This window comes from Hoyosella levis (assembly GCF_026008515.1).
Lineage (GTDB): Bacteria > Actinomycetota > Actinomycetes > Mycobacteriales > Mycobacteriaceae > Lolliginicoccus > Lolliginicoccus levis.
In genome coordinates this window covers 117,588-136,052 of sequence record NZ_BQYM01000001.1, presented here as the reverse complement: position 1 = coordinate 136,052, position 18,465 = coordinate 117,588, and the positions used below count along the sequence as shown (strand labels likewise).

Here is an 18,465-nt window from a genome sequence, read left to right as displayed (position 1 = left end):
CCGTTGTGGCGAGGAAAAGTTTCCACTCGCGAGGGGCGAGCGGCCGCTGCTCCGCCTTGCCGCCCTACCCGACTGGTCCAACCAGTTGACACGTCGGGCATAGCTGGGTCATTCTTGACCTCATGGACATCGCCCCCGTCGCCCGCGCCGCCGTTTCCGACACGGTGTTCGCCACGCTCGTCGACGAGATCCTCTCCGGCCGCGCCGCGCCAGGTGACGCGCTGCCCTCCGAGCGCGAGCTCGCCGTCGCCTTCGCGGTCAACCGCCACGCCATCCGCGAAGCGCTCAAGCGCGTGCAGCAGGTCGGCCTCGTGCGCATCGCCCAGGGCGGCAAGACCCGCATCGAGGACTGGCGCCACACCGCCGGGCTCGAGGTGCTCCACGCGCTGGCCACCAGCGGCGCCGTGCCCGCCGACCGGGTGCTCCGCGACATCCTCGCCCTGCGCGCCACCGTCGCCGCCGACGCCGCCTTGCTGTGCGCCACCACCGCCACCGACGAGGAGCTCGCCCAGGTGCTCGCCACCGCGGACGGCTACCCGGCAGGACCGGCCTCCGTCGCCGAGCTCACCACCGCCGACCTCGCCTTCTGGACGGCCGTGATCGACGGAACCCACAACATCGCGTTCCGCCTCGGCCTCAACACCCTCGTCAGCGGGATCTCCGCCATCGGGGTGGAGCGCATCCCCGCGCTCGTCGCGGAGTACGCCGACCGCGACAACCACCTCGCCCTCGCCCGCCTGATCGCCGACCGCGACGGGGACCAGGCCAAGGCGCTCACCGAGCGACTGCTCGCACCGATCCTGGAGCCGTGAGATGTTCGATCTGATCCTGCACGCCGTACCGGTCTTCGTGCTGCTGCTGGCCATCGAGGCGTTCTCGTTCCGCTGGCGCCCCGACGAGGAGCAGCGCGGCTACGACCTGCGCGATGCCCGCACCAGCATCACCATGGGCCTCGGCAACGTCGTCATCAACCTCGGCTGGAAGCTCGCCGTCGTCGCGATCTACGCCGCCGCCTACCTGCTCACCCCGCTGCAGGTGGATCCAGCGAACCCGCTGACCTGGGTGGTGCTGTTCTTCCTCGATGACTTCCTCTACTACTGGTACCACCGCACCCACCACACCATCCGGGTGTTCTGGGCCAGCCACGTGGTGCATCACTCCAGCGAGTACTACAACTTCTCCACCGCCCTGCGCCAGCCCTGGACACCGTTCTCGTCGATGCCGTACTGGCTGCCGCTGGCGCTGCTCGGGTTCCCCCCGTGGATGATCCTGCTCGCGCAGTCCTGGAACCTGCTGTACCAGTTCTTCATCCATACCGAGCGGGTGGGGAAGCTTCCCGCTCCTCTCGAGCTCGTGCTCAACACCCCGTCGCACCACCGCGTGCACCACGGCTCGAACCCGCAGTACCTCGACAAGAACTACGGCGGCATCCTCATCATCTGGGACCGGCTTTTTGGCACTTTCGAGCCCGAGGGCGAGCGCGTGCGCTACGGGCTGACCAAGAACATCAGCACCCACAATCCGCTGCGCGTGGCCACCCACGAGTTCGTCGCGATCTGGCGGGACATCCGCGGCGCTCGGACATGGCGGGACCGGGCAGGCTACCTGCTCCGCGGGCCCGGCTGGGCCCCCGCCGCCACCGAGGACTCGGAACCGGCGCGGCCCTGACTCGCGCGGCGCACGACGCGATGCTTGACGAGCACGATGGCCAGCCCGATGGTCAGCACGGCAGGCGGGGCGGTCAGTGCTGCGCCATAGAACGCCTCGAACGTGGTGAACGGAATCGAATACACGAGCCATAGGGCGAGGAACATCGGCGGGGCGAGCGTGAGCGCCCTTCGATGGATGCGCCAGTCGGCGAGAGCCCGCTGATCGGCAGCCCTGCCCGCGATGTTCTCGGCGAGCACGAATCCGGCGAGGAACACCGCGAAGCTCACCATCAGCGTCACGGTCAGGATAGTGACGCCACCGATCCACCGGTGATGCAGAGCGATGATCACGCCCACGCCGAGCACGGTCGACGCCCAAGCGGCTGCATCCACCCATCCCATACCTGGGGCCGGTGTCCTGCCGGGTGCGCTGAATTGCCGGGATGCCAGGATCGCGCCGCTCACGACGGCGAAACCGAGCACGATCGCTGCCATCATGTTGGTGAGCTCCTGCGAGTAGCTAGGATCCATCGCCCCGTAGATCAGGTATTGCACGCGCAGAAGAGGGGCGCTCAGCAAGAGCGCGAAGGCGTAGGCCATCAGGCTCTGGTGGATCCAGAGCTGCCGTGCCCGGATCGCTACCACCGCTGCGATGGTGGCCGTGAGGGTTCCGATCGCGAGGAACCAGAGCTGCAGGTGGAAGGCCGGCCCGTCGAAGGTTCCCGCGGGGCCGACGCGGACGAGGTAGATCATCGAGGTGATCATGCTGATCACCACGAGCCCGACGAAAATGCGACCAGTGGCGCGGTGCAGGGCGAGGTGGCGGGCGCGGAGGCGGCTGCTGAACTGCGCGATGGCCAGCAGGATCGCCAGTCCGCCGGTCGTGGTGTGGAGCAGCAGGGCAATGCGGTTCGCGGTGTAGACGGCAGCCTGCTCGTGCTCCACCGATCCGGGGCCGGTGGCACGGTCCTCGCCGACGACCTGCGACAACGAGGTGATCCATAGCTGGGGGCTGCGCATGCCGAAGAACGTCCACATGTACTCGATCGCCATGGGGGCATAGACGACGCAGACGATCGCGAGGACGAGCCACGTTGCCCGGCCGGTGAAGGTCTTTCTCACAGTTGCTCCTAAACGCTTGGTATAACATCTGTTATACCAGGTGCGATGCAAGGATGGAAGACATGGCAGGAACACGGGATGGCCACCACATGCGCCAGAAGCTGCTCGACAGCGCCGCTCGGCTCCTCGCGGAGGAGGGACCGGCGGCACTGACCACCCGGCGCGTAGCCGCGGAGGCGGGCACATCGACAATGGCCGTCTACACCCACTTCGGCTCGATCGCACTGCTCGTCGAGGCCGTCGTCGAGGAGGCATTCACCAGGCTCGCCGAGGCCATGGCGCGCGTGGGCCGCACCGATGACCCCGTGGCAGACATCGCTGGACTGACGCGCGCCTACCTCGCCAACGCCCGGGCCAACGGCAATCTCTACGCCATCATGTTCGGCACCGCCTCGCTCGGCCCCTACCGCAGGCACGCCCCCGAGGAGCTACGGATCGGCAGGGCCGAGACCTTCGGGCTCGTGCTCGAAGCTGTCCAGCGGGCGCTCGATGCGGGCAGGTTCCGGCCCGCGAGCACTGTGCGCGTGGCGACCCAGTGGTGGGCGGCCATCCACGGCTACACCATGCTCGAGCTCGGCGGCTACATATCAAGCCCGGGAGGGGTGGCCAAGGTCCTCGCGCCGCTGCTCGAGAACCTCTTCACCGGCCTGGGTGATGAGCCTGAGGACACCGCGCGCTCGATCGCCCGGCTCGAGGGGGATTCGCTCGACGAGGCAGGAGTCGATGCCTGACGCTGCTGTCACATGACTAGCGCGTCATTTTTATCGGCGAGCATGGACCGCCTCCGGGACACTGCACCGCGAGCATCCTCGGCCACGAGATCCGCATTGAGCCCTGCCGCGACCGCCACGCCATCCCCGGCCGATGCGGTCACCATCGCCTTGAGGTCGCGGACATTGCCTGCCGCCCATACGCCCTCCACAGCGGTGCGGCCCATCGGATCGGTCTCGATGAACCGACCCATCGGATGCTCGGAAGCCGCGCCGCCAAGCTGCTCGTAGACGCCTGTCCGCGCCAGGAAGCGTGGCGCCACCGCGAGCGCGTCCACCTCGCGGCTGCTGCCGTCGCCGAGGCGAAGCCGCAGAGGGCCGTCGCCGCCCACCTCCAGCACAGGGCCTGGGATGACGCTGATTCCCAAGGCATCAAGCTGCTCGCGCTCCTCGGCATCGAAGCTGTCCCGCTCATGCAGGACCACCGTCACCGAATCACTGAGCTGGCGGAACAGCAGCGCCTGGTGCATGGCCATCGGCCCGGTCGCGAGCACCCCGATCTCCTGGCCGCGCGCCTCCCACCCGTGGCAGTACGGGCAGTGCAGCAGCCGGGAGCCCCAATGCGCTTGCAGGCCCGGAACGTCTGGCAGCTCATCGACGATGCCGGTGGCGATCAGCACCCGCCGCGCGGTGATCTCGCTGCCATCACCGAGCTGGAGGGCGAAGGTGTTGGGCGACGCTGCTGTGGGCCGCGCTCGCGTGACTGTTCCCTCCACGATGTTCGCGCCGTACCCGCGAGCCTCGGCGCGGCCACGCGCGAGCAGTTCCGCGGGCGCGATGCCTTCCTGGCCGAGCACGTTGTGCGCCCCCTCGGCGAGGGCGTTGCGGGGCTCGCCGCCGTCGATCACGATCACTGATCGCAGCGAACGGCCGAGGGTCACTGCGGCCGCGAGGCCTGCCGGGCCGCCACCCACGATCGCGACGTCGTACTTGGTCATGGCATCTCCTTGTGCGCTGGACGTGCTCTCATTCTGCGATCTAGTCTTCCGCAGTGGCAAGAGGAGTTGCCGGTATGGCAAACTGTCTGCTGTGGACGAGACCGTCGAGAACACCCTCACTGCCGTAGCGGGCCGCTTGCGTGCCGCCCGCACCCAGCGCGACCTCACCCTCGCCGACGTCGCCGCGCGGACCGGGATCTCCACCAGCACGCTCTCCCGCCTCGAATCCGGCCAGCGCAAACCCACCCTCGAGCTGCTGCTGCCGCTCTCGCGCATCTACAACGTGCCGCTCGACGACCTTGTTGGCGCTCCTTCCGCCGGTGATCCCCGGGTACACATCCGGCCCCTGCGCCGCGAGGGCCGCACTATCCTGCCGCTCAGCCACGGGTCCTCCGGCCTCCATGCCTTCAAGCACATCCTCCCCGGTGCCCCCGCCCACCCCGGTGCTGCTGCCGCGCCGCGCCTGCGCGTCCACCCAGGCCACGAGTGGTTCTACGTCCTCCGCGGACAACTCCGCCTGCTCCTCGGCGACAAGGAATACATCCTTGGCCCGGGCGAGGCCGCGGAGTTCGATACCCGCACGCCGCACTGGTTCGGCAGCGCCACCCCCGACGGCGTCGAGTTCCTCGGCATCTTCGGCCCCTCCGGGCAGCGCATCCACATCACGCCCCTCGAGGAGTAGCGGGTCCTCGGTCGTGTGCGGTTCCGCACCCTCTCGAGCAGGTGATGGGGTGCACAAGCGCACAGAACCGGGCTGGGGCAGCCCATCCGGCGGCGAATGTCAGGGCAGGGGAGTAGAACCAAACCCGTGGAGATGAAGCCCCGCGAGGTCCTAGCCCGACGCATGCACAGCCTGCTGCTCGCCCCGTCGTCCCCAGCGACAAGAACAGTCGCCGAGGTGGTCGAATGGTTCGGGGCCATGCAGGCCCAGGATCTCGGCAGCGGCCTGTGGTCGTTGGGCGCGCGACTGCCTGGCCACACCGTCGAGGACGTCCAGCAAGCGCTCGAGGACAAGCAGGCGCTGCGGACGTGGCCGATGCGCGGCACCGTGCACTTCGTGCCGTCCCGCGATGCCCGCTGGATGCTGGAGCTGACCGGGGCAAAGGTCCTGGGAGGAGCGGAGCGGCGCCACGAGCACCATGACCTCGACCGCCAAGCGATGACCAAAGCGGTCGATGTGCTGGGCGCCGCGCTGTCCGGAGGCGGGCGCATGACTCGGGCGCAGTGCCTCCAAGCGCTCGAGGAAGCCGGGATCGGCACGCAGGGGCAGCGCAGCTACCACTTCCTCTGGTATGCCAGCCAGATCGGCGTCACCTGCATCGCGCCCAGCATCGGCAGCGAGCAGACCTTCGTCCTTCTCGACGAATGGGCGCCCGATCCGGCGCGGCCCGGGCGCGGCGAGGCGCTCGCCACCCTTGCGATCCGCTACTTCCGCAGCCACGGGCCAACGACCCGCAAGGACTTCATGGGCTGGACAGGCCTGAACACGGCCGAGGCGAAGGAGGCGATCGCGGAGGCCGGCGAGGAGCTCGCCACGGTGACGTGCGAGGGCGTTGAGATGTACTGCCCGCCAGCGTTGCTCGATGCACCCGCGACACCGCCGCGGACGGTTCGCGCGCTGCCCGGCTTCGACGAGTACCTGCTCGGGTTCAAGGATCGCGCGCTGATGGTCGACCCGGCACACTCGCAGGCCATCATCCCCGGCAACAATGGCGTCTTCCAGGCGACGATCGTGCGCTCGGGGCGGGTGATCGCCACCTGGAAGAAGAAGTCCCTCACCCGCAAGGCGCAGCGCATCACCGTGTCCCCGCTCGTGCCCGTGAGCGACTCGGCCCGCGCGGCGATCACGAGCGCGTTCGCTCCCTATGAGAAGTTCCTCGGCACGCCGGTGGAGCTGCTGTGGCCGGAGTCGTGAGCCAGGCGCCGGGGGAGCGGGAATAGCCGCGCGCCGCCCCCGTTAGAATAGATGCAAACGCATTGATCTAGGGAGGCATCACGATGCAGTTCGGAATCTTCTCCGTCAGCGACATCACCCGCGACCCCACCACCGGCGCGACCCCCAGCGAGGCCGAGCGCATCAAGGCCTCCGTCGCCATCGCCCAGAAGGCCGAGGAAGTCGGGCTCGACGTCTTCGCCATCGGCGAGCATCACAACCCACCGTTCTTCTCGTCCTCGCCGACCACTCTGCTCGCCCACATCGCGGCACTCACCGAGCGGCTCATCGTCACCACCTCCACCACGCTGATCACCACCAATGACCCGGTGAAGGTCGCCGAGGACTACGCCATGCTCCAGCACCTCTCGGGTGGACGCATGGACCTCATGCTCGGCCGCGGCAACACCGGCCCCGTCTACCCCTGGTTCGGGCAGGACATCCGCCAGGGCCTGCCGCTCGCGCTGGAGAACTACAACCTCCTGCACCGGCTGTGGCGCGAGGACGTCGTCGACTGGGAAGGCCAGTTCCGCACCGCCCTGCAAGGCTTCACCTCCACCCCGCGCCCCCTCGACGATGTGCCGCCGTTCGTATGGCACGGCTCCATCCGCACCCCCGAGATCGCCGAGCAGGCCGCCTACTACGGCAACGGCTTCTTCGCCAACCACATCTTCTGGCCCACCTCCCACTCCAAGCGCCTCATCGACTTCTACCGGCAGCGCTTCGAGCACTACGGCCACGGCACCGCCAAGCAAGCCATCGTCGGCCTCGGCGGGCAGGCCTACATCGCCAAGCGCTCCCAGGACGCCTGGAACGAGTTCCGCCCCTACTTCAACGCCGCCCCCGTCTACGGCAACGGCCCGTCGCTCGAGGAGTTCGAGGACATGACGCCACTCTCGGTCGGCAGCCCCCAGGAGATCATCGACAAGACGCTGACCTTCCACGACGCCATCGGGGACTACCAGCGGCAACTGTGGCTGATCGACCACGCCGGGCTCCCGCTCGGCACAGTCCTCGACCAGCTCGAGCTGCTCGGCGGCGAAGTGGTGCCCGTCCTGCGCAAGGAGCTCGCTGGCCGCAAGGATCCCGAATCCGCCGAGGCCCCCACCCACCAGTCACTGATCAAGGCCAAGTACGGCGATCAGCCCGCCCGCCAGCCACGGCCCAACGCCAACCGCGGCGACAACCTCACCGGCACCTCGCCCTACCAGGACACCGCCAAGGCCGGGCAGTAGGGCCGCGACAGTGACACGCACTAGCAGCCAGCAGGCCAACGCCGCGTGGGAGGCACTGCTCACCGCCCACGCGGCGCTGATGAAGCGCTTCGCCGCGAACGACATCTGGGACGGCGCGACCATGCGCGAGTACGACGTGCTCTACGCCCTCTCCAAGTGCGAAGAACCCTTGCGGCTCGCGGAGCTCAACGACTACGTCCTGCTCAGCCAGCCCGCACTGTCGCGCATGGTCGACCGGCTCGTCGAGCGCGGCCTCATCCACCGCGCCCGCGACCCCCACGACAAGAGGGGAGTGCGCCTCGCCCTCACCGAGGACGGCAAGGCCACCCAGCGCAGCATCGGTGGGCGCCACGCCGTCGACGTCGCACGGGCCATCAAGAACCCCCTCACCGACGATGAGGTGCGCGAGCTCGAGCGACTCTGCCGCAAGCTCGCCGACCAGTACCAGGAGGACACCCCATGACCGCCACCAAGCCCTACCGACTCGTCGTTGTCAGCGGCGGCACTAGCGACCCGTCCTCGACGCGGCTGCTCGCCGACCGCATCGCCGCCCGCGCCGCCACCCTCGCCGAGCAGCACGGACACGAGACCACCGTCACCATCATCGACCTGCGCGAGCTCGCTACCGAGATCACCACCGCACTGGTCTCCCAGCTCACCGGCCCCCGCATGACGAAGGCCATCGAAGCCCTCGCCGCCGCCGACGGCATCATCGCCGCAGCCCCCGTCTACAAGGCTGCGCCGAGCGGGCTGTTCACCTCGTTCTTCCACGTGCTCGACAATGACCTGCTCATCGCCAAGCCCGTCATCCTCGCCGCCACTGCCGGAACCGCCCGCCACGCCCTCGTCGTTGACGAGCAGATGCGGTCGCTGTTCGCGTTCCTGCGCACCATGACCGTGCCCACCGCGCTGTTCGCCTCCGCCGAGGACTGGTCCGACAGCGACCTCAACAAGCGCATCGACCGCGCCGCCCGCGAGCTCGTCATCCTCATGGAAAGCGGCTTTGCCGAGAAGGTCCGCGACAATTCCTGGGGGCACTACCAGCACGAGTTCGGCAGCGCCGGGGGAGCGGAGACCGGGATCGACCTCGATACGGATCTGATGCGGCTCGCCACCGGTGGCAGCCTGCCCAAGCGCTAAGGCGGCTTCGAGGGTTCGCCGAGTGGAAGCTTTTCCCGGTTCGAGCGGGAAAAGCTTCCACCGCGTGGTCCCAGCCGACAGTTCCGGGCACAGCAAGTCGGGTGCACCGATGCGGCCCGACCCTACGGTCGAAGGCGAACAACAAAGGAGTTCGCAGTGCTAGATCGCCTCAACGACGCGATGGACCACATCGAGAACAATCTCGAGCATGTCATCGACGCCGCAGACCTGAGCCGCATCGCTCTCACATCCGAGTATCACCTTCGCAGAATGTTCTCGGCGCTCGCCGGAGTGCCGTTGTCGGAATACATCCGGCGGCGGAGACTCACCGTCGCGGGAGCCGCGGTGCTCGCCAATGAGGAAACCCTGCTCGACATCGCGGTGCGCTACGGCTATGGATCGGGCGAAGCCTTCGCGCGGGCCTTCAAGGCATTCCACGGCATAGGACCAGGCGAGGCACGGCAGAAGCGGTCAGCACTGCGATCACAGCCGCGAATGTCATTCCGGCTGATCGTAGAAGGGAGCACCGAGATGGACTACCGAATAGAGGACAAGCCCGCGTTCCGCATCGTGGGCAAGAAGGCGCGGGTACCAATCGTGCATGAGGGCGACAACCGGGCAATAATAGATTTCGTCCGCGGCATCGATCCGGCGGTATCGCAGCAGCTCGCCCAGCTGTCGGACCAGCAGCCGGAAGGGATCGTCGGAGTGTGCGCCAGCATCGCCGACAACCGCGCTGAGGGCAGCGAGATCGACTATTACCACGCGGTCGTCACTGGCGCCGAAGCGCCAGAGGGATTCGACTCGCTCGATGTTCCCGCCGGAATGTGGGCCGTGTTCGAGGTGTCCGGAGCGTTTCCGCACGCCATCCAGTACCTCTGGCGCGATGTGTTTACACAATGGTTCCCGTCGAACCCCTATCGCAGTGTCGCGGGTCCCGAGATCCTGCGAACTCGGATGTCTAGCGATGGCAATGGCGAGGCACAGTTGTGGCTACCAGTGGAGAGGACGGGCTAGCCCGGCGGCTTTGGTGTTTGGCTGGCTAGGCGGTTCGTGAGAGTGGAAGCTTTTCTCGGTGCGAGCGGGAAAAGCTTCCACTGCTCGCGTTGGGGCGGGTCGCGTGGAACATTCTTGACCACCGGGGGAACGCGGCGGGGGTTGCGGTGGAGCTACGCCTCGGCGCTGAGTCCGCTCGGGAGCTCTCCACCGGCAGGCCCCGGATGCGCTGGCCGGGCACTTTGCAGTCGACATCCGCTACGCCGCCCCTGGATCCTTCGTAGCCAGGCGCAACGCGGCGACGAGGCGGAACAGCACCGCCAGCAGGAATCTGCGAGCGGAAGTCAACAAATCGGCCCCCAGAATCGGACATCTGTTGACTTTCGCCCGCAGATCCGGGGGAGGACCGACTCTGCCAGTGGCCTCACTAGTAGGCAGTTCTGCCTACGTTTTCGCGAACTTGTGGCGTGAGCTGCATCACATTGTTACTGTCGAGCAACGGCGACGGAAGGTGCGCGACATGGTCGAACACGCGGCAATCCCCCAAGTCCCCCAGGTGCGCAAGCGCCTCCTGCGCGCGGGCCGGGTCCTGACGACTCCGCTGCTGCCGGATGACTACCTCGAGCTGGTCAATCCGCTGTGGTCGTCGCGGCAGATGCAGGGCAAGGTCGTCCAGGTCAAGCAGGAGACACCCCGTTCCGCGACGGTCGTTGTCAAGCCAAACTTCCCCTGGCCGGGCCACAAGGCGGGGCAGTATCTGCGGATCGGCGCGGAGATCAACGGCATCCGCCATTGGCGTGCTTACACCCTGACGTCGGATCCTGACCATCCGGATGGCCTTCTGAGCATCTCGGTGCGCACCGTCGAGGGCGGCCGGATGTCCACATTCTTCACTCGGCACATCCAGCCCGGGGCGCATGTCTTTCTCGGCGAGGTAGAGGGAACCTTCTGCCTGCCCCATCCGCTCCCGTCAAAGTTCCTGATGTTCAGCGCGGGCAGCGGGGTGACGCCGATATTCAGCCTGCTCCGCGAGCTCGCCCGCCGTGGCGCGCTGAGCGATGTGGTCCACCTGCACAGCGAGCACACGCCTGATGAGGTGATGTTCGATTCCATCTTCGAGCAGATGGAGGAAGCCTTCCCGGGCTATCGCCGCCATGTGCACCTGAGCGAGGAAAAGGGCATTCTCACGCCGCCCATGCTCGACGATCTCTGCCCCGACTGGCGCGAGCGCACGACATACCTGTCCGGCCCGCCGCCCATGCTCGATGCGATGAGCGCCCACTGGGACGCCGAAGGGGTCTACGACAAGCTCTCGATGGAGCACTTCCAGCCTTTCGCCGGCGATGGCGGCGCGGAGGGGCTTGGCGAGGGCGGAACGGTGCATTTCCGTGTCACCGAGATGCTCGCTGAGTGCGACGGTGCCACATCGATCCTCGTCGGCGGGGAGAACTGCGGCGGCGACTTGCCCTTCGGTTGCCGGATGGGCGTCTGCCACACCTGCATCGGCCGGCTCGAACATGGCCAGGTTCGCGATCTGCGCACCGGCAAGGTCTACGGATCACCCGGCGAGATGGTTCGAACCTGCATCAACGCGCCCGAAGGTCACGTTGAAATCGACCTGTGAAAGGACTTTTCCATGACCCAAACCGTTCTGAACGGTCACGCAAGCAAACCTACTGCCAATGCTCCCGCCAACGGCCACCCGCTGCACTCGCTGACCCCGGAACAGATCGAGGAGCTCGGCAAAGAGTTCGACGCCATCCACGAGCAGGTATACAGCGAGCTCGGCATCGATGACGCGCAATACATCAGGGGCATGATCAAGCTTCAGCGGCGCCTGCTCGCAGTGTCCCGCGGGGTGCTTATCACCTCGCGATTCTGGCCGACCTGGATTCTCGGAACCGCGGGGCTCTCTGTCGCGAAGATCCTGGAGAACATGGAAATCGGCCACAACGTGATGCATGGCCAATGGGACTGGATGAACGATCCCTACATCCATTCGTCAACCTGGGACTGGGACAACGTCTCACCGGCCGCAGCCTGGAAGCACTCGCACAACTACCTCCACCACACCTACACCAACATCGTGGGCCTGGACAAAGACGTCGGCTACGAGATCATGCGGGTCGACCCGAAGCAGCCGTGGCATCCCCGGTACCTGGGCCAGCCGCTCTACAACGTCCTGCTCGCGCTGCTCTTCGAGTGGGGTGTCGGGGTCCATGACATCGATGTCGAAGCGATCTTCAGCGGCACCAAGGACAAGCAGCAGCTCAAGGATGAGCTGAAGGTCATTGGCAAGAAGGTGCGGCGCCAGGCCGTCAAGGACTACGTCGCGTGGCCAGCGATCAGTGCGACAGCCATGCTGGTGGTCGAGCTCGGCGTGATCACCCTGTTCGACAGGAAGGCCGAAGGCGGCCTGAACCGGTTCCGCAACGCCAAGGCGCGTGCAGGCGGCGGCCTCAAGAAGGGCAATGTCCTGGCGAGGCTGATCGAGCGCCGGGCGTTCCGGGAGCCATTCTTCGCGACGCTCACGGCGAACGTCACCGCGAACCTCGTCCGGAACGTATGGGCGTACGCGATCATCTTTTGCGGCCACTTCCCGGACCAGACCTACACCTTCACGAAGGAAGAAGCCGAGGGCGAGTCCAAGGGCGGCTGGTACGTCCGGCAGCTGATCGGCGCGGCCAACATCGAGGGCAGCCCGCTGTTCCACATCATGAGCGGCAACCTGTCCTTCCAGGTCGAGCACCATCTCTACCCGGACATGCCAAGCTCCCGCTACAAGGAGATCGCGCCACAGGTTCGCGAGATCTGCGACAGGTACGGCTTGCCCTACAACACGGGGCCCTTCTGGAAGCAGATCGGGACCGTGCAGCGCACGATCCTGCGCCTGGCCTTCCCCGGAGGCTCCGAGCGGCCCAAGCCCGGGCCGCACCAGGAGCCGAAGCGCCTGAGCAGCAACGAGGGGGTCCTGCCAGCGTTCCCGTGATCTGCGTCGTTTGGCGTCGTTCCGCGGAATCTGCGAGTGAAAATCAACAAACCGGGTGCCTAATTCGGACATTTGTTGACTTTCGCTCGCAGATCGGATTCCGGGGGAGCGGGCGATCGCGGCACGCTACCTTGATCGAACGCCTTCACCACCCACCGGCACCTCGATGCGCTCCACCCCACGGGGCGAGTCCTCGACGATCGTGCACACCGACGGCCGTCCCGGGGGCAGGATCCGCACGGTGATCCGGCCTGCACGGATCTGCTCGAGCCGCGAGACAACCGTCGCGCGCACCGAACGGACCAGGTCGGGATCGCGTGCGTCGAGGCCACCGTCATCGAGGAGCGTCACCTCCACGCCTCGGGCACGTGCCCGCTCGGCCGCATCGAGAACCTCCTCCGACGCGAGCGCCCGTGCCCGGATGCGGTCGCGAAGCCGGGCCTCGACGAGCCGTGCCTGCTCCGCGAGATGGTCAACGCTGCCGTTCCCGCCCAGTGCTTCGAGCAGGGGCCGGGCCGTGGTGGCGAGGTAGGCGAGCTGCTCGTCCCGCTCGATACCCCGGGCTGCAGCGTCAGCCTGCTCCGCGGCGAGCTGGACGGTCAGGGCGCGGGTGGTGTTGATGCGTCCGACCTGGCGGCGCAGGGTCACCGCGAACAACGAGCACACCATCAGCAGGAGGAAGTGCCACAGCAACTCGGTGATGATGGAACGGACCAGGTCAATCTGGGGCTGGGCCTGCCAGTACCAGTAGAACACCCCGAGAGCGACGGAAGCTATCCACGCCAGGCCCACTCGCCCCCGAACGGCCACGAACGCCAGCACAACGGTGGAGAAGGTCCACGGCCACATGCTTGTCACCGAGTACGCCCCCGCCGCGTTCTGCGTGCCCACCGCTGCGAAGGCCGCGAGGAGGAGCATCGCCCCGCAGGCCACCGACGGTTGCACCGGGATGGGATCGCTCGATGGCAGCAGCAACAGGGCGAGCGCCACAGCGAGGCACAGTGCGGCAACGACCGAGCCGGAATGGAACTCCGCGTGATGCACGCTGGCGAGCGGTAGGGATGCCTCGGACAGCAGAAAGGACACGCCCAGCACCCACGCTCCGAGGCTGCGCAGCCCCAGGATGTCGCTTGCCGTCGTTGGCCGGGTCTCTGCGCTGCCACCACCAGGCTCCACCTCAACATGATCCTGGCCAGCCACCGACAACGGCGACTCCACCACGATCCGCGCTCCAGCACCAGGAGCGGAATCGATTAGCACCCGCGCGCCGGGAAGCTGCGCCACGCGCTGCAGGATGCTGACCGAGACCCCCAACCTGTTCACCGCGATCCGTGCCGGATCGAAACCCACGCCGTCATCGTGGATCTCCAACCTCGCGCCAGTGGCGCCAATGCCGATTGCCACGCGACGCCGCACGGGCCGACCATCGGGGCCCGCATGCCGGAGACTGTTGCGGACTGCTTCACCGAGGACCTCGAGCAGCGCTGCCGCGATCCGTGCATCGACCACGAGCGCGCGATCATCGACCACAGCGTGCACGGGTATCGATTCATCGAGATCACCGCATGCGTGCCGCAACCGCGCCACGACCTCATCTACTGCCAGCGACCCGTCGAGCACCGCTACCGACAACTCGTCGAGATCATCCAGGGCACGCCGAGCAGCACCACGCGCCACGCCCCGGTCCCTGCCAGCAAAACCGGCGAGCAGCGCCGAGAGCACGGAGTCGTGGATCAAGGCATCAATACGTCTGCGCTCGCCTACCGAGGCAGTGTCCCGAGCGCGCTCCGCCGCCGCCCGCCGCAACGATGCCGTGGCCAGATCACGTTTCGCGCCCCCGCGCAGCGCGCCCATCGCAACGGCTGCGAACACCAGCCCGAACACGGGCGCCGCGATCGACTCCCGCGCGACCCACACGAGCGTCGCATCGCGCGTAACCCACAGGAGGCAGGCCGAGTACGCCGCGCTGAACGCGGGGATGTAGGGGAGCATCAACCACGCTCGGCCCGTCACCGGCACTGCGGTGATCGCAGCGGCCGTGGTCGCGCCCGCCCAGATCCACCCCTGCTCGGTGACAAATACCTCGCGCTCGAATCCGACAGGCACGAGCGCGAGCACAAGGACGTGCCCCACGGCGTACAGCGCGGCCATCCACTGCAGCGCCCGGATCGGTAGCAGCGCCGCACCCACCGCCATCACAGCTGGCGGGAGGATCACCGAAGCAACCGCGAGCAGGTTCCACCAGGTATCAGCAAGCGGCCACTGCTCGGTCACGGGCGGAACGATGATCAGCAGGAATAGCACGCCCGTGCTCCCAATGACGAAGCACAGGACGCGGATCATCCGATCGCGGGCACTCATCGGGGCAGCGCGGGGCACGAGCCCAATCTAGACGTATCGGTCACCGTGGACCGTGGGAAAGTCAGGAACCGCTGAAACTGAGCTGTGGCGGCACGAACATCGAGCCCAAGCTGCCCAGCGAACCGAAGTCCAGAGAACCGAAGTCCAGAGTGCCGCCGCTTGTTTCCTTGCATCCTGGGACCTCGATGCTCTGCCATTCCTCGACATAGTCATTCGCCTCGGGCCCGAGGATCACCCGGTACTCGACGAGATATGTCTCCGTAGGCGGCTTGGGCGGATACCCCCGAGCCTCGAGATCCTCGGTCTTGGTGCTGGTGAATGGCGGTTCGATGTCATTGCGGTACGGGTTTCCGGGCCACGGCGGAGTGTCAGGCGCGATCTCGGAGCGCACGCTGCGCGGGCCGACAGGGCCCGTGCCGAAGTCGTCTGGCCCGAGCGGTTCATTGTCCACCCGGAAATCGAGCGTGAAGAACGTCGAGTTGGTGCGGTTGTCCATCTGGAACGTCACCAGGCAAGGGCCAGGGGATGAAGCTGAGACCTCGATGCCCGGCGAATCCTGCGCCGCGGCAACAGCGGGGACCGTCGCAGCAACCAAGGCGGCAGCGCATGCGGGCAAGGCAAGTCTGGAATATCGGTTCATGGCGGTCCTCGCTAGATCCTCGGCTTCACCTGCCAACGGTATCGCTCAGACAGCTATCTGTGACTGGAAAGCCAGATTCCTCGTCGAGCGCGGCGGAGCTCGCTTGCCGAATCACCTGCGCAGCCACCACCGCTTCTGCATACGATGGCACCAGCAAACCCGCAAGGAGACATCCATGGCGCAAACGCTCACGGTCACTTCGCTCGACGAGGCCTTCATCAACCTGGCTTCGAAGGTCATCATGTCGGTGCAGTTCGAGGTCCGCGTGGCAGGCAGCCTCGACGAGGAGCGATTGCGCCACGCGCTGCGGCAGGCTGTGGCGACGCACCCGATCGCGCGGGCGAGGCTCGCGCCGCCACGCCTGACGTCCACTCGCGTGACCTGGGAGATCGCTGATACTGCTGATCATCTCGCGCTCGAGGTGACCGATGAGCCGGTGGGCCTGGTCCGGGACAGGCTCCAATCGCGTGTCCCTGATCTTGCCCGCAGCCCGTTGTTCTTCGTCGCGCTGGTGCGGGACCCTGGCGGCGACTACCTGATGTTCAACTTCCACCACGCCGGATTCGATGGCATGGGTGCGGTGCGCTTCGTGACGTCGGTGGCGCGCGCCTATTCGGGAGTCGAGGACATCGCTGGTGGACCACCCATCGAGCAGGCCCGTGACCTGCGGGCCATCGCCGGTGCCCGTTCCATCAGCGACGTGATCCCACGAGCGCAGAAGCTCGCCCAGGACGTCGTGGACCGCAGGCGAGTCACCCGAGTCGCGAGCGATGGAGGTGACCCTGCCGAGCCCGGCTACACGCTCGCCGCCGTCACCCTCACCGCCGAGCAGACTGCCAGGATCGTGGCCAGCAAGCCAGAGGGGGCGACGATCAATGATGTCGCTCTCGCCGCGCAAGCACTGACCGTACTGCGCTGGAACGAGGCCCATGGTGAGAAGATCGGCGACTCCGTGTCGATCATGATGCCGGTCAACCTGCGGCCCGCGGAGTGGTCCACCGAAGTGATCTCCAACTACGCTAGCTTCCTGGCGATCGTTGTTCCCACCTCGGTGTCGCGTGACCTTGCCGAAGCCTCGAAGGTGGTGCGTGATCGCACGAAGAAGCTGAAGGAGAACGGCGCGGCGGGCTGGATCGTCGATGTGCTCGACCGCGGCAACATGTTGCCCGTACTGATCAAGAGGAACCTCGCCGGGATGCTGCCACTTGTGCAGCATCAGTTTATCGAGACAACGGTCCTGTCCAACGTGGGACGCATGAACATCCCCAGCTTCGGCGATGCGGGCGACGTCACCGAGGTGTGGTTCAGCCCACCCTGCTTCGGGGATCTCATGAGCCCCGGTGTCGGGCTCGCAGGCGTGGGCAAGGAACTATTCATCACGTTCCGCGGCATTCGGCAGTTCCTCAGCCCAGAGGCCGTGCAGCGCTTCGCCGACATGTATGTCGAGACGATCACCGGGCAGTGAGGCGCACTGGTTGCTGGTCGGGTCAGCTTGGCAGGTCGGCGAGCGCGATGCCTGTCAATCCCGGCTCGAGCGTGATGAGGGTGCGATCCTCGCCCGTGGCCACGTTGATCGCGCGGATCGTGCCGCCACGCAGGCTCGTCACGTAGTAGGTGACGCCATCCTCAGTCGCGAGCCCGATGGCCTCGGTGAATCCTCGCGCGAGGATCTCGTACGCCTGGATCTCTGGGGACGCAGCGGCAGAGGGGGAGAGGACCGCCCGGTTGAGCGTGTTGCCGTCAGGCTCGGCTCCCCGGTCCGTCCACACCAGCCGCAGGCCCGCGTTGGGATCACTGCGATCAAGGTGCAGGTCGATCGGCTCGGGCAAGCCGTCCCGAAGCACGATGATATCGTCACGATCCTCGGCCGAGCGGCCCCTAGGCATGTCCAGCGATGCGCGGAAGATCCGGCCCTGACCAGCTTTCGGGGCGCCTTTCTGCGTCCAGTACAACGTGCGATTGATCGTGTCGATGGTGATGCCGACGCAATGATGGCGCGGATCCCGCGCATCCTCGCCCCGGCCCGCGATGACCAGCGTCTCGACGTGCGATCCGTCGAGTTCGCAGCGCATCACCCGCATGCCCTCGCGGTCGCACCAATAGAGGTAGCCCGCCTCGAAATCGGCGGTGAGCTGCTTGCCTGTGGTGAGCGTGCCACGCGGCACGATGGTGCGCCGGTTCGAGCCGTCGAGATCCACGCGTTCGATCGAGCCGTTGCGCGTGGAGAACTTGGGTTCCTGGCCAGGTTGGGCGCCAGGATCGGGCGAGCCCATGTTCGTCCAGTAGATGTGGCCACGCGTCTGGTCAACGACGATGCCGTCGGGGGCCTCGGCCGTATTGTCTACGAGTACGCGTATGTTCGAGCCGTCGGGGGAGACAGCCACGATTTGTCGCTGCAACATGCTCAGCACCACGAGTTCCCGCACGATCACCCTTCCCGTCGCCTGCTCGAACCTGGATCGACACTACGCCGAGAAGCGTGGCGGTGCCGGGCTGGATCCGCTGGGCTGGTTCCGCCGAGCTGGCTATGCGGGGCGGCGTGGGTGGTTCGCTCATGGGGTTCGCTGGACGACTTCTGGAGTCCGCTAGATGAATTTGCTAGCTGATGTCACATGGCGCGCCGCGACACGAACGCCGACGCGTGACATTAGCTAGCAGATGCACGAGCGACTGGCGGCCAGTGGCCGACGGA

General features: G+C 66.8%; 17 protein-coding genes. 12 read left to right on the top strand and 5 right to left on the bottom strand.

The genetic code is table 11. From position 1 onward, the window contains the following. Nucleotides 1-122: 122 nt before the first annotated feature. Both QC765_RS00720 and QC765_RS00715 read left to right on the top strand, forming a co-directional pair. Nucleotides 123-812, top strand: a complete 690-nt coding sequence (locus QC765_RS00720) for a FadR/GntR family transcriptional regulator (RefSeq protein WP_278312498.1) — start codon at nucleotides 123-125, stop codon at nucleotides 810-812. 1 nt (nucleotide 813) lies between these two features. Further along, the gene (locus QC765_RS00715) at nucleotides 814-1,668 is read left to right on the top strand and encodes a sterol desaturase family protein (protein WP_278312497.1); all 855 of its coding nucleotides are present in this window, start codon (nucleotides 814-816) and stop codon (nucleotides 1,666-1,668) included. On the opposite strand, the gene QC765_RS00710 is transcribed toward QC765_RS00715, so the two are convergent. Continuing rightward, the gene (locus tag QC765_RS00710; protein WP_278312496.1) at nucleotides 1,602-2,771 is read right to left on the bottom strand and encodes a DUF2306 domain-containing protein; all 1,170 of its coding nucleotides are present in this window, start codon (nucleotides 2,769-2,771) and stop codon (nucleotides 1,602-1,604) included. The two genes, QC765_RS00715 and QC765_RS00710, sit on opposite strands and share 67 nt — an antisense overlap. 62 nt (nucleotides 2,772-2,833) lie before the next feature. Between QC765_RS00710 and QC765_RS00705 the strand changes: the two genes are divergently transcribed. Then, entirely contained in the window at nucleotides 2,834-3,502 is a 669-nt protein-coding gene (locus QC765_RS00705; protein ID WP_278312495.1) for a TetR/AcrR family transcriptional regulator, read from the top strand. An 8-nt stretch (nucleotides 3,503-3,510) separates the two neighbouring features. On the opposite strand, the gene QC765_RS00700 is transcribed toward QC765_RS00705, so the two are convergent. Continuing rightward, the gene (locus tag QC765_RS00700) at nucleotides 3,511-4,479 is read right to left on the bottom strand and encodes an NAD(P)/FAD-dependent oxidoreductase (protein ID WP_278312494.1); all 969 of its coding nucleotides are present in this window, start codon (nucleotides 4,477-4,479) and stop codon (nucleotides 3,511-3,513) included. A gap of 91 nt (nucleotides 4,480-4,570) precedes the next feature. Between QC765_RS00700 and QC765_RS00695 the strand changes: the two genes are divergently transcribed. From QC765_RS00695 to QC765_RS00660, 8 genes are all read left to right on the top strand, one after another. Beyond that, nucleotides 4,571-5,161: a helix-turn-helix transcriptional regulator gene (locus tag QC765_RS00695; RefSeq protein WP_278312493.1), complete on the top strand. Its 591-nt coding sequence runs from the start codon at nucleotides 4,571-4,573 to the stop codon at nucleotides 5,159-5,161. Between the two features lie 132 nt (nucleotides 5,162-5,293). Next, nucleotides 5,294-6,394 carry a winged helix DNA-binding domain-containing protein gene (locus QC765_RS00690; RefSeq protein WP_278312768.1) on the top strand — a complete coding sequence of 367 codons (1,101 nt, stop codon included), beginning with the start codon at nucleotides 5,294-5,296 and terminating at the stop codon, nucleotides 6,392-6,394. Nucleotides 6,395-6,477: 83 nt separating this feature from the next. After that, the gene (locus QC765_RS00685) at nucleotides 6,478-7,647 is read left to right on the top strand and encodes an LLM class flavin-dependent oxidoreductase (RefSeq protein ID WP_278312492.1); all 1,170 of its coding nucleotides are present in this window, start codon (nucleotides 6,478-6,480) and stop codon (nucleotides 7,645-7,647) included. 10 nt (nucleotides 7,648-7,657) lie between these two features. Continuing rightward, nucleotides 7,658-8,110 (top strand): MarR family winged helix-turn-helix transcriptional regulator, encoded by a 453-nt coding sequence (locus QC765_RS00680; protein ID WP_278312491.1) that lies wholly within the window; start codon nucleotides 7,658-7,660, stop codon nucleotides 8,108-8,110. Further along, the gene (locus tag QC765_RS00675; RefSeq protein ID WP_278312490.1) at nucleotides 8,107-8,787 is read left to right on the top strand and encodes a CE1759 family FMN reductase; all 681 of its coding nucleotides are present in this window, start codon (nucleotides 8,107-8,109) and stop codon (nucleotides 8,785-8,787) included. The genes QC765_RS00680 and QC765_RS00675 overlap by 4 nt, the downstream gene beginning before the upstream one ends. A gap of 156 nt (nucleotides 8,788-8,943) precedes the next feature. After that, nucleotides 8,944-9,804 carry an AraC family transcriptional regulator gene (locus QC765_RS00670; RefSeq protein WP_278312489.1) on the top strand — a complete coding sequence of 287 codons (861 nt, stop codon included), beginning with the start codon at nucleotides 8,944-8,946 and terminating at the stop codon, nucleotides 9,802-9,804. A gap of 499 nt (nucleotides 9,805-10,303) precedes the next feature. Next, the gene (locus tag QC765_RS00665; RefSeq protein ID WP_278312767.1) at nucleotides 10,304-11,407 is read left to right on the top strand and encodes a ferredoxin reductase; all 1,104 of its coding nucleotides are present in this window, start codon (nucleotides 10,304-10,306) and stop codon (nucleotides 11,405-11,407) included. Between the two features lie 12 nt (nucleotides 11,408-11,419). Further along, nucleotides 11,420-12,772, top strand: a complete 1,353-nt coding sequence (locus QC765_RS00660; RefSeq protein ID WP_278312488.1) for a fatty acid desaturase family protein — start codon at nucleotides 11,420-11,422, stop codon at nucleotides 12,770-12,772. 126 nt (nucleotides 12,773-12,898) lie between these two features. Here QC765_RS00660 and QC765_RS00655 read toward each other — a convergent pair whose 3' ends face one another. Continuing rightward, nucleotides 12,899-15,133, bottom strand: coding sequence for a sensor histidine kinase (locus QC765_RS00655; protein ID WP_278312487.1), 2,235 nt, complete (start codon nucleotides 15,131-15,133; stop codon nucleotides 12,899-12,901). Between the two features lie 61 nt (nucleotides 15,134-15,194). Next, nucleotides 15,195-15,641: a hypothetical protein gene (locus QC765_RS00650; RefSeq protein WP_278312486.1), complete on the bottom strand. Its 447-nt coding sequence runs from the start codon at nucleotides 15,639-15,641 to the stop codon at nucleotides 15,195-15,197. Nucleotides 15,642-15,948: 307 nt separating this feature from the next. Here QC765_RS00650 and QC765_RS00645 point away from each other — a divergent pair, with 307 nt between their 5' ends. Then, entirely contained in the window at nucleotides 15,949-17,238 is a 1,290-nt protein-coding gene (locus QC765_RS00645; RefSeq protein WP_278312485.1) for a condensation domain-containing protein, read from the top strand. A 22-nt stretch (nucleotides 17,239-17,260) separates the two neighbouring features. Here the strand turns inward: QC765_RS00645 and QC765_RS00640 are convergent, their stop codons facing one another. Further along, nucleotides 17,261-18,175, bottom strand: a complete 915-nt coding sequence (locus QC765_RS00640) for a hypothetical protein (protein WP_278312484.1) — start codon at nucleotides 18,173-18,175, stop codon at nucleotides 17,261-17,263. Nucleotides 18,176-18,465: the final 290 nt, after the last annotated feature.

Bases quoted from the DNA above. Each gene is read 5' to 3' on its own strand.
- QC765_RS00720 (WP_278312498.1), top strand. From the start codon at position 123: ATGGACATCGCCCCCGTCGCCCGCGCCGCCGTTTCCGACACGGTGTTC.
- QC765_RS00715 (WP_278312497.1), top strand. From the start codon at position 814: ATGTTCGATCTGATCCTGCACGCCGTACCGGTCTTCGTGCTGCTGCTG.
- QC765_RS00705 (WP_278312495.1), top strand. From the start codon at position 2,834: ATGGCAGGAACACGGGATGGCCACCACATGCGCCAGAAGCTGCTCGAC.
- QC765_RS00700 (WP_278312494.1), bottom strand. From the start codon at position 4,479: ATGACCAAGTACGACGTCGCGATCGTGGGTGGCGGCCCGGCAGGCCTC.
- QC765_RS00690 (WP_278312768.1), top strand. From the start codon at position 5,294: ATGAAGCCCCGCGAGGTCCTAGCCCGACGCATGCACAGCCTGCTGCTC.
- QC765_RS00685 (WP_278312492.1), top strand. From the start codon at position 6,478: ATGCAGTTCGGAATCTTCTCCGTCAGCGACATCACCCGCGACCCCACC.
- QC765_RS00675 (WP_278312490.1), top strand. From the start codon at position 8,107: ATGACCGCCACCAAGCCCTACCGACTCGTCGTTGTCAGCGGCGGCACT.
- QC765_RS00665 (WP_278312767.1), top strand. From the start codon at position 10,304: ATGGTCGAACACGCGGCAATCCCCCAAGTCCCCCAGGTGCGCAAGCGC.
- QC765_RS00660 (WP_278312488.1), top strand. From the start codon at position 11,420: ATGACCCAAACCGTTCTGAACGGTCACGCAAGCAAACCTACTGCCAAT.
- QC765_RS00655 (WP_278312487.1), bottom strand. From the start codon at position 15,133: ATGAGTGCCCGCGATCGGATGATCCGCGTCCTGTGCTTCGTCATTGGG.
- QC765_RS00645 (WP_278312485.1), top strand. From the start codon at position 15,949: ATGGCGCAAACGCTCACGGTCACTTCGCTCGACGAGGCCTTCATCAAC.
- QC765_RS00640 (WP_278312484.1), bottom strand. From the start codon at position 18,175: ATGTTGCAGCGACAAATCGTGGCTGTCTCCCCCGACGGCTCGAACATA.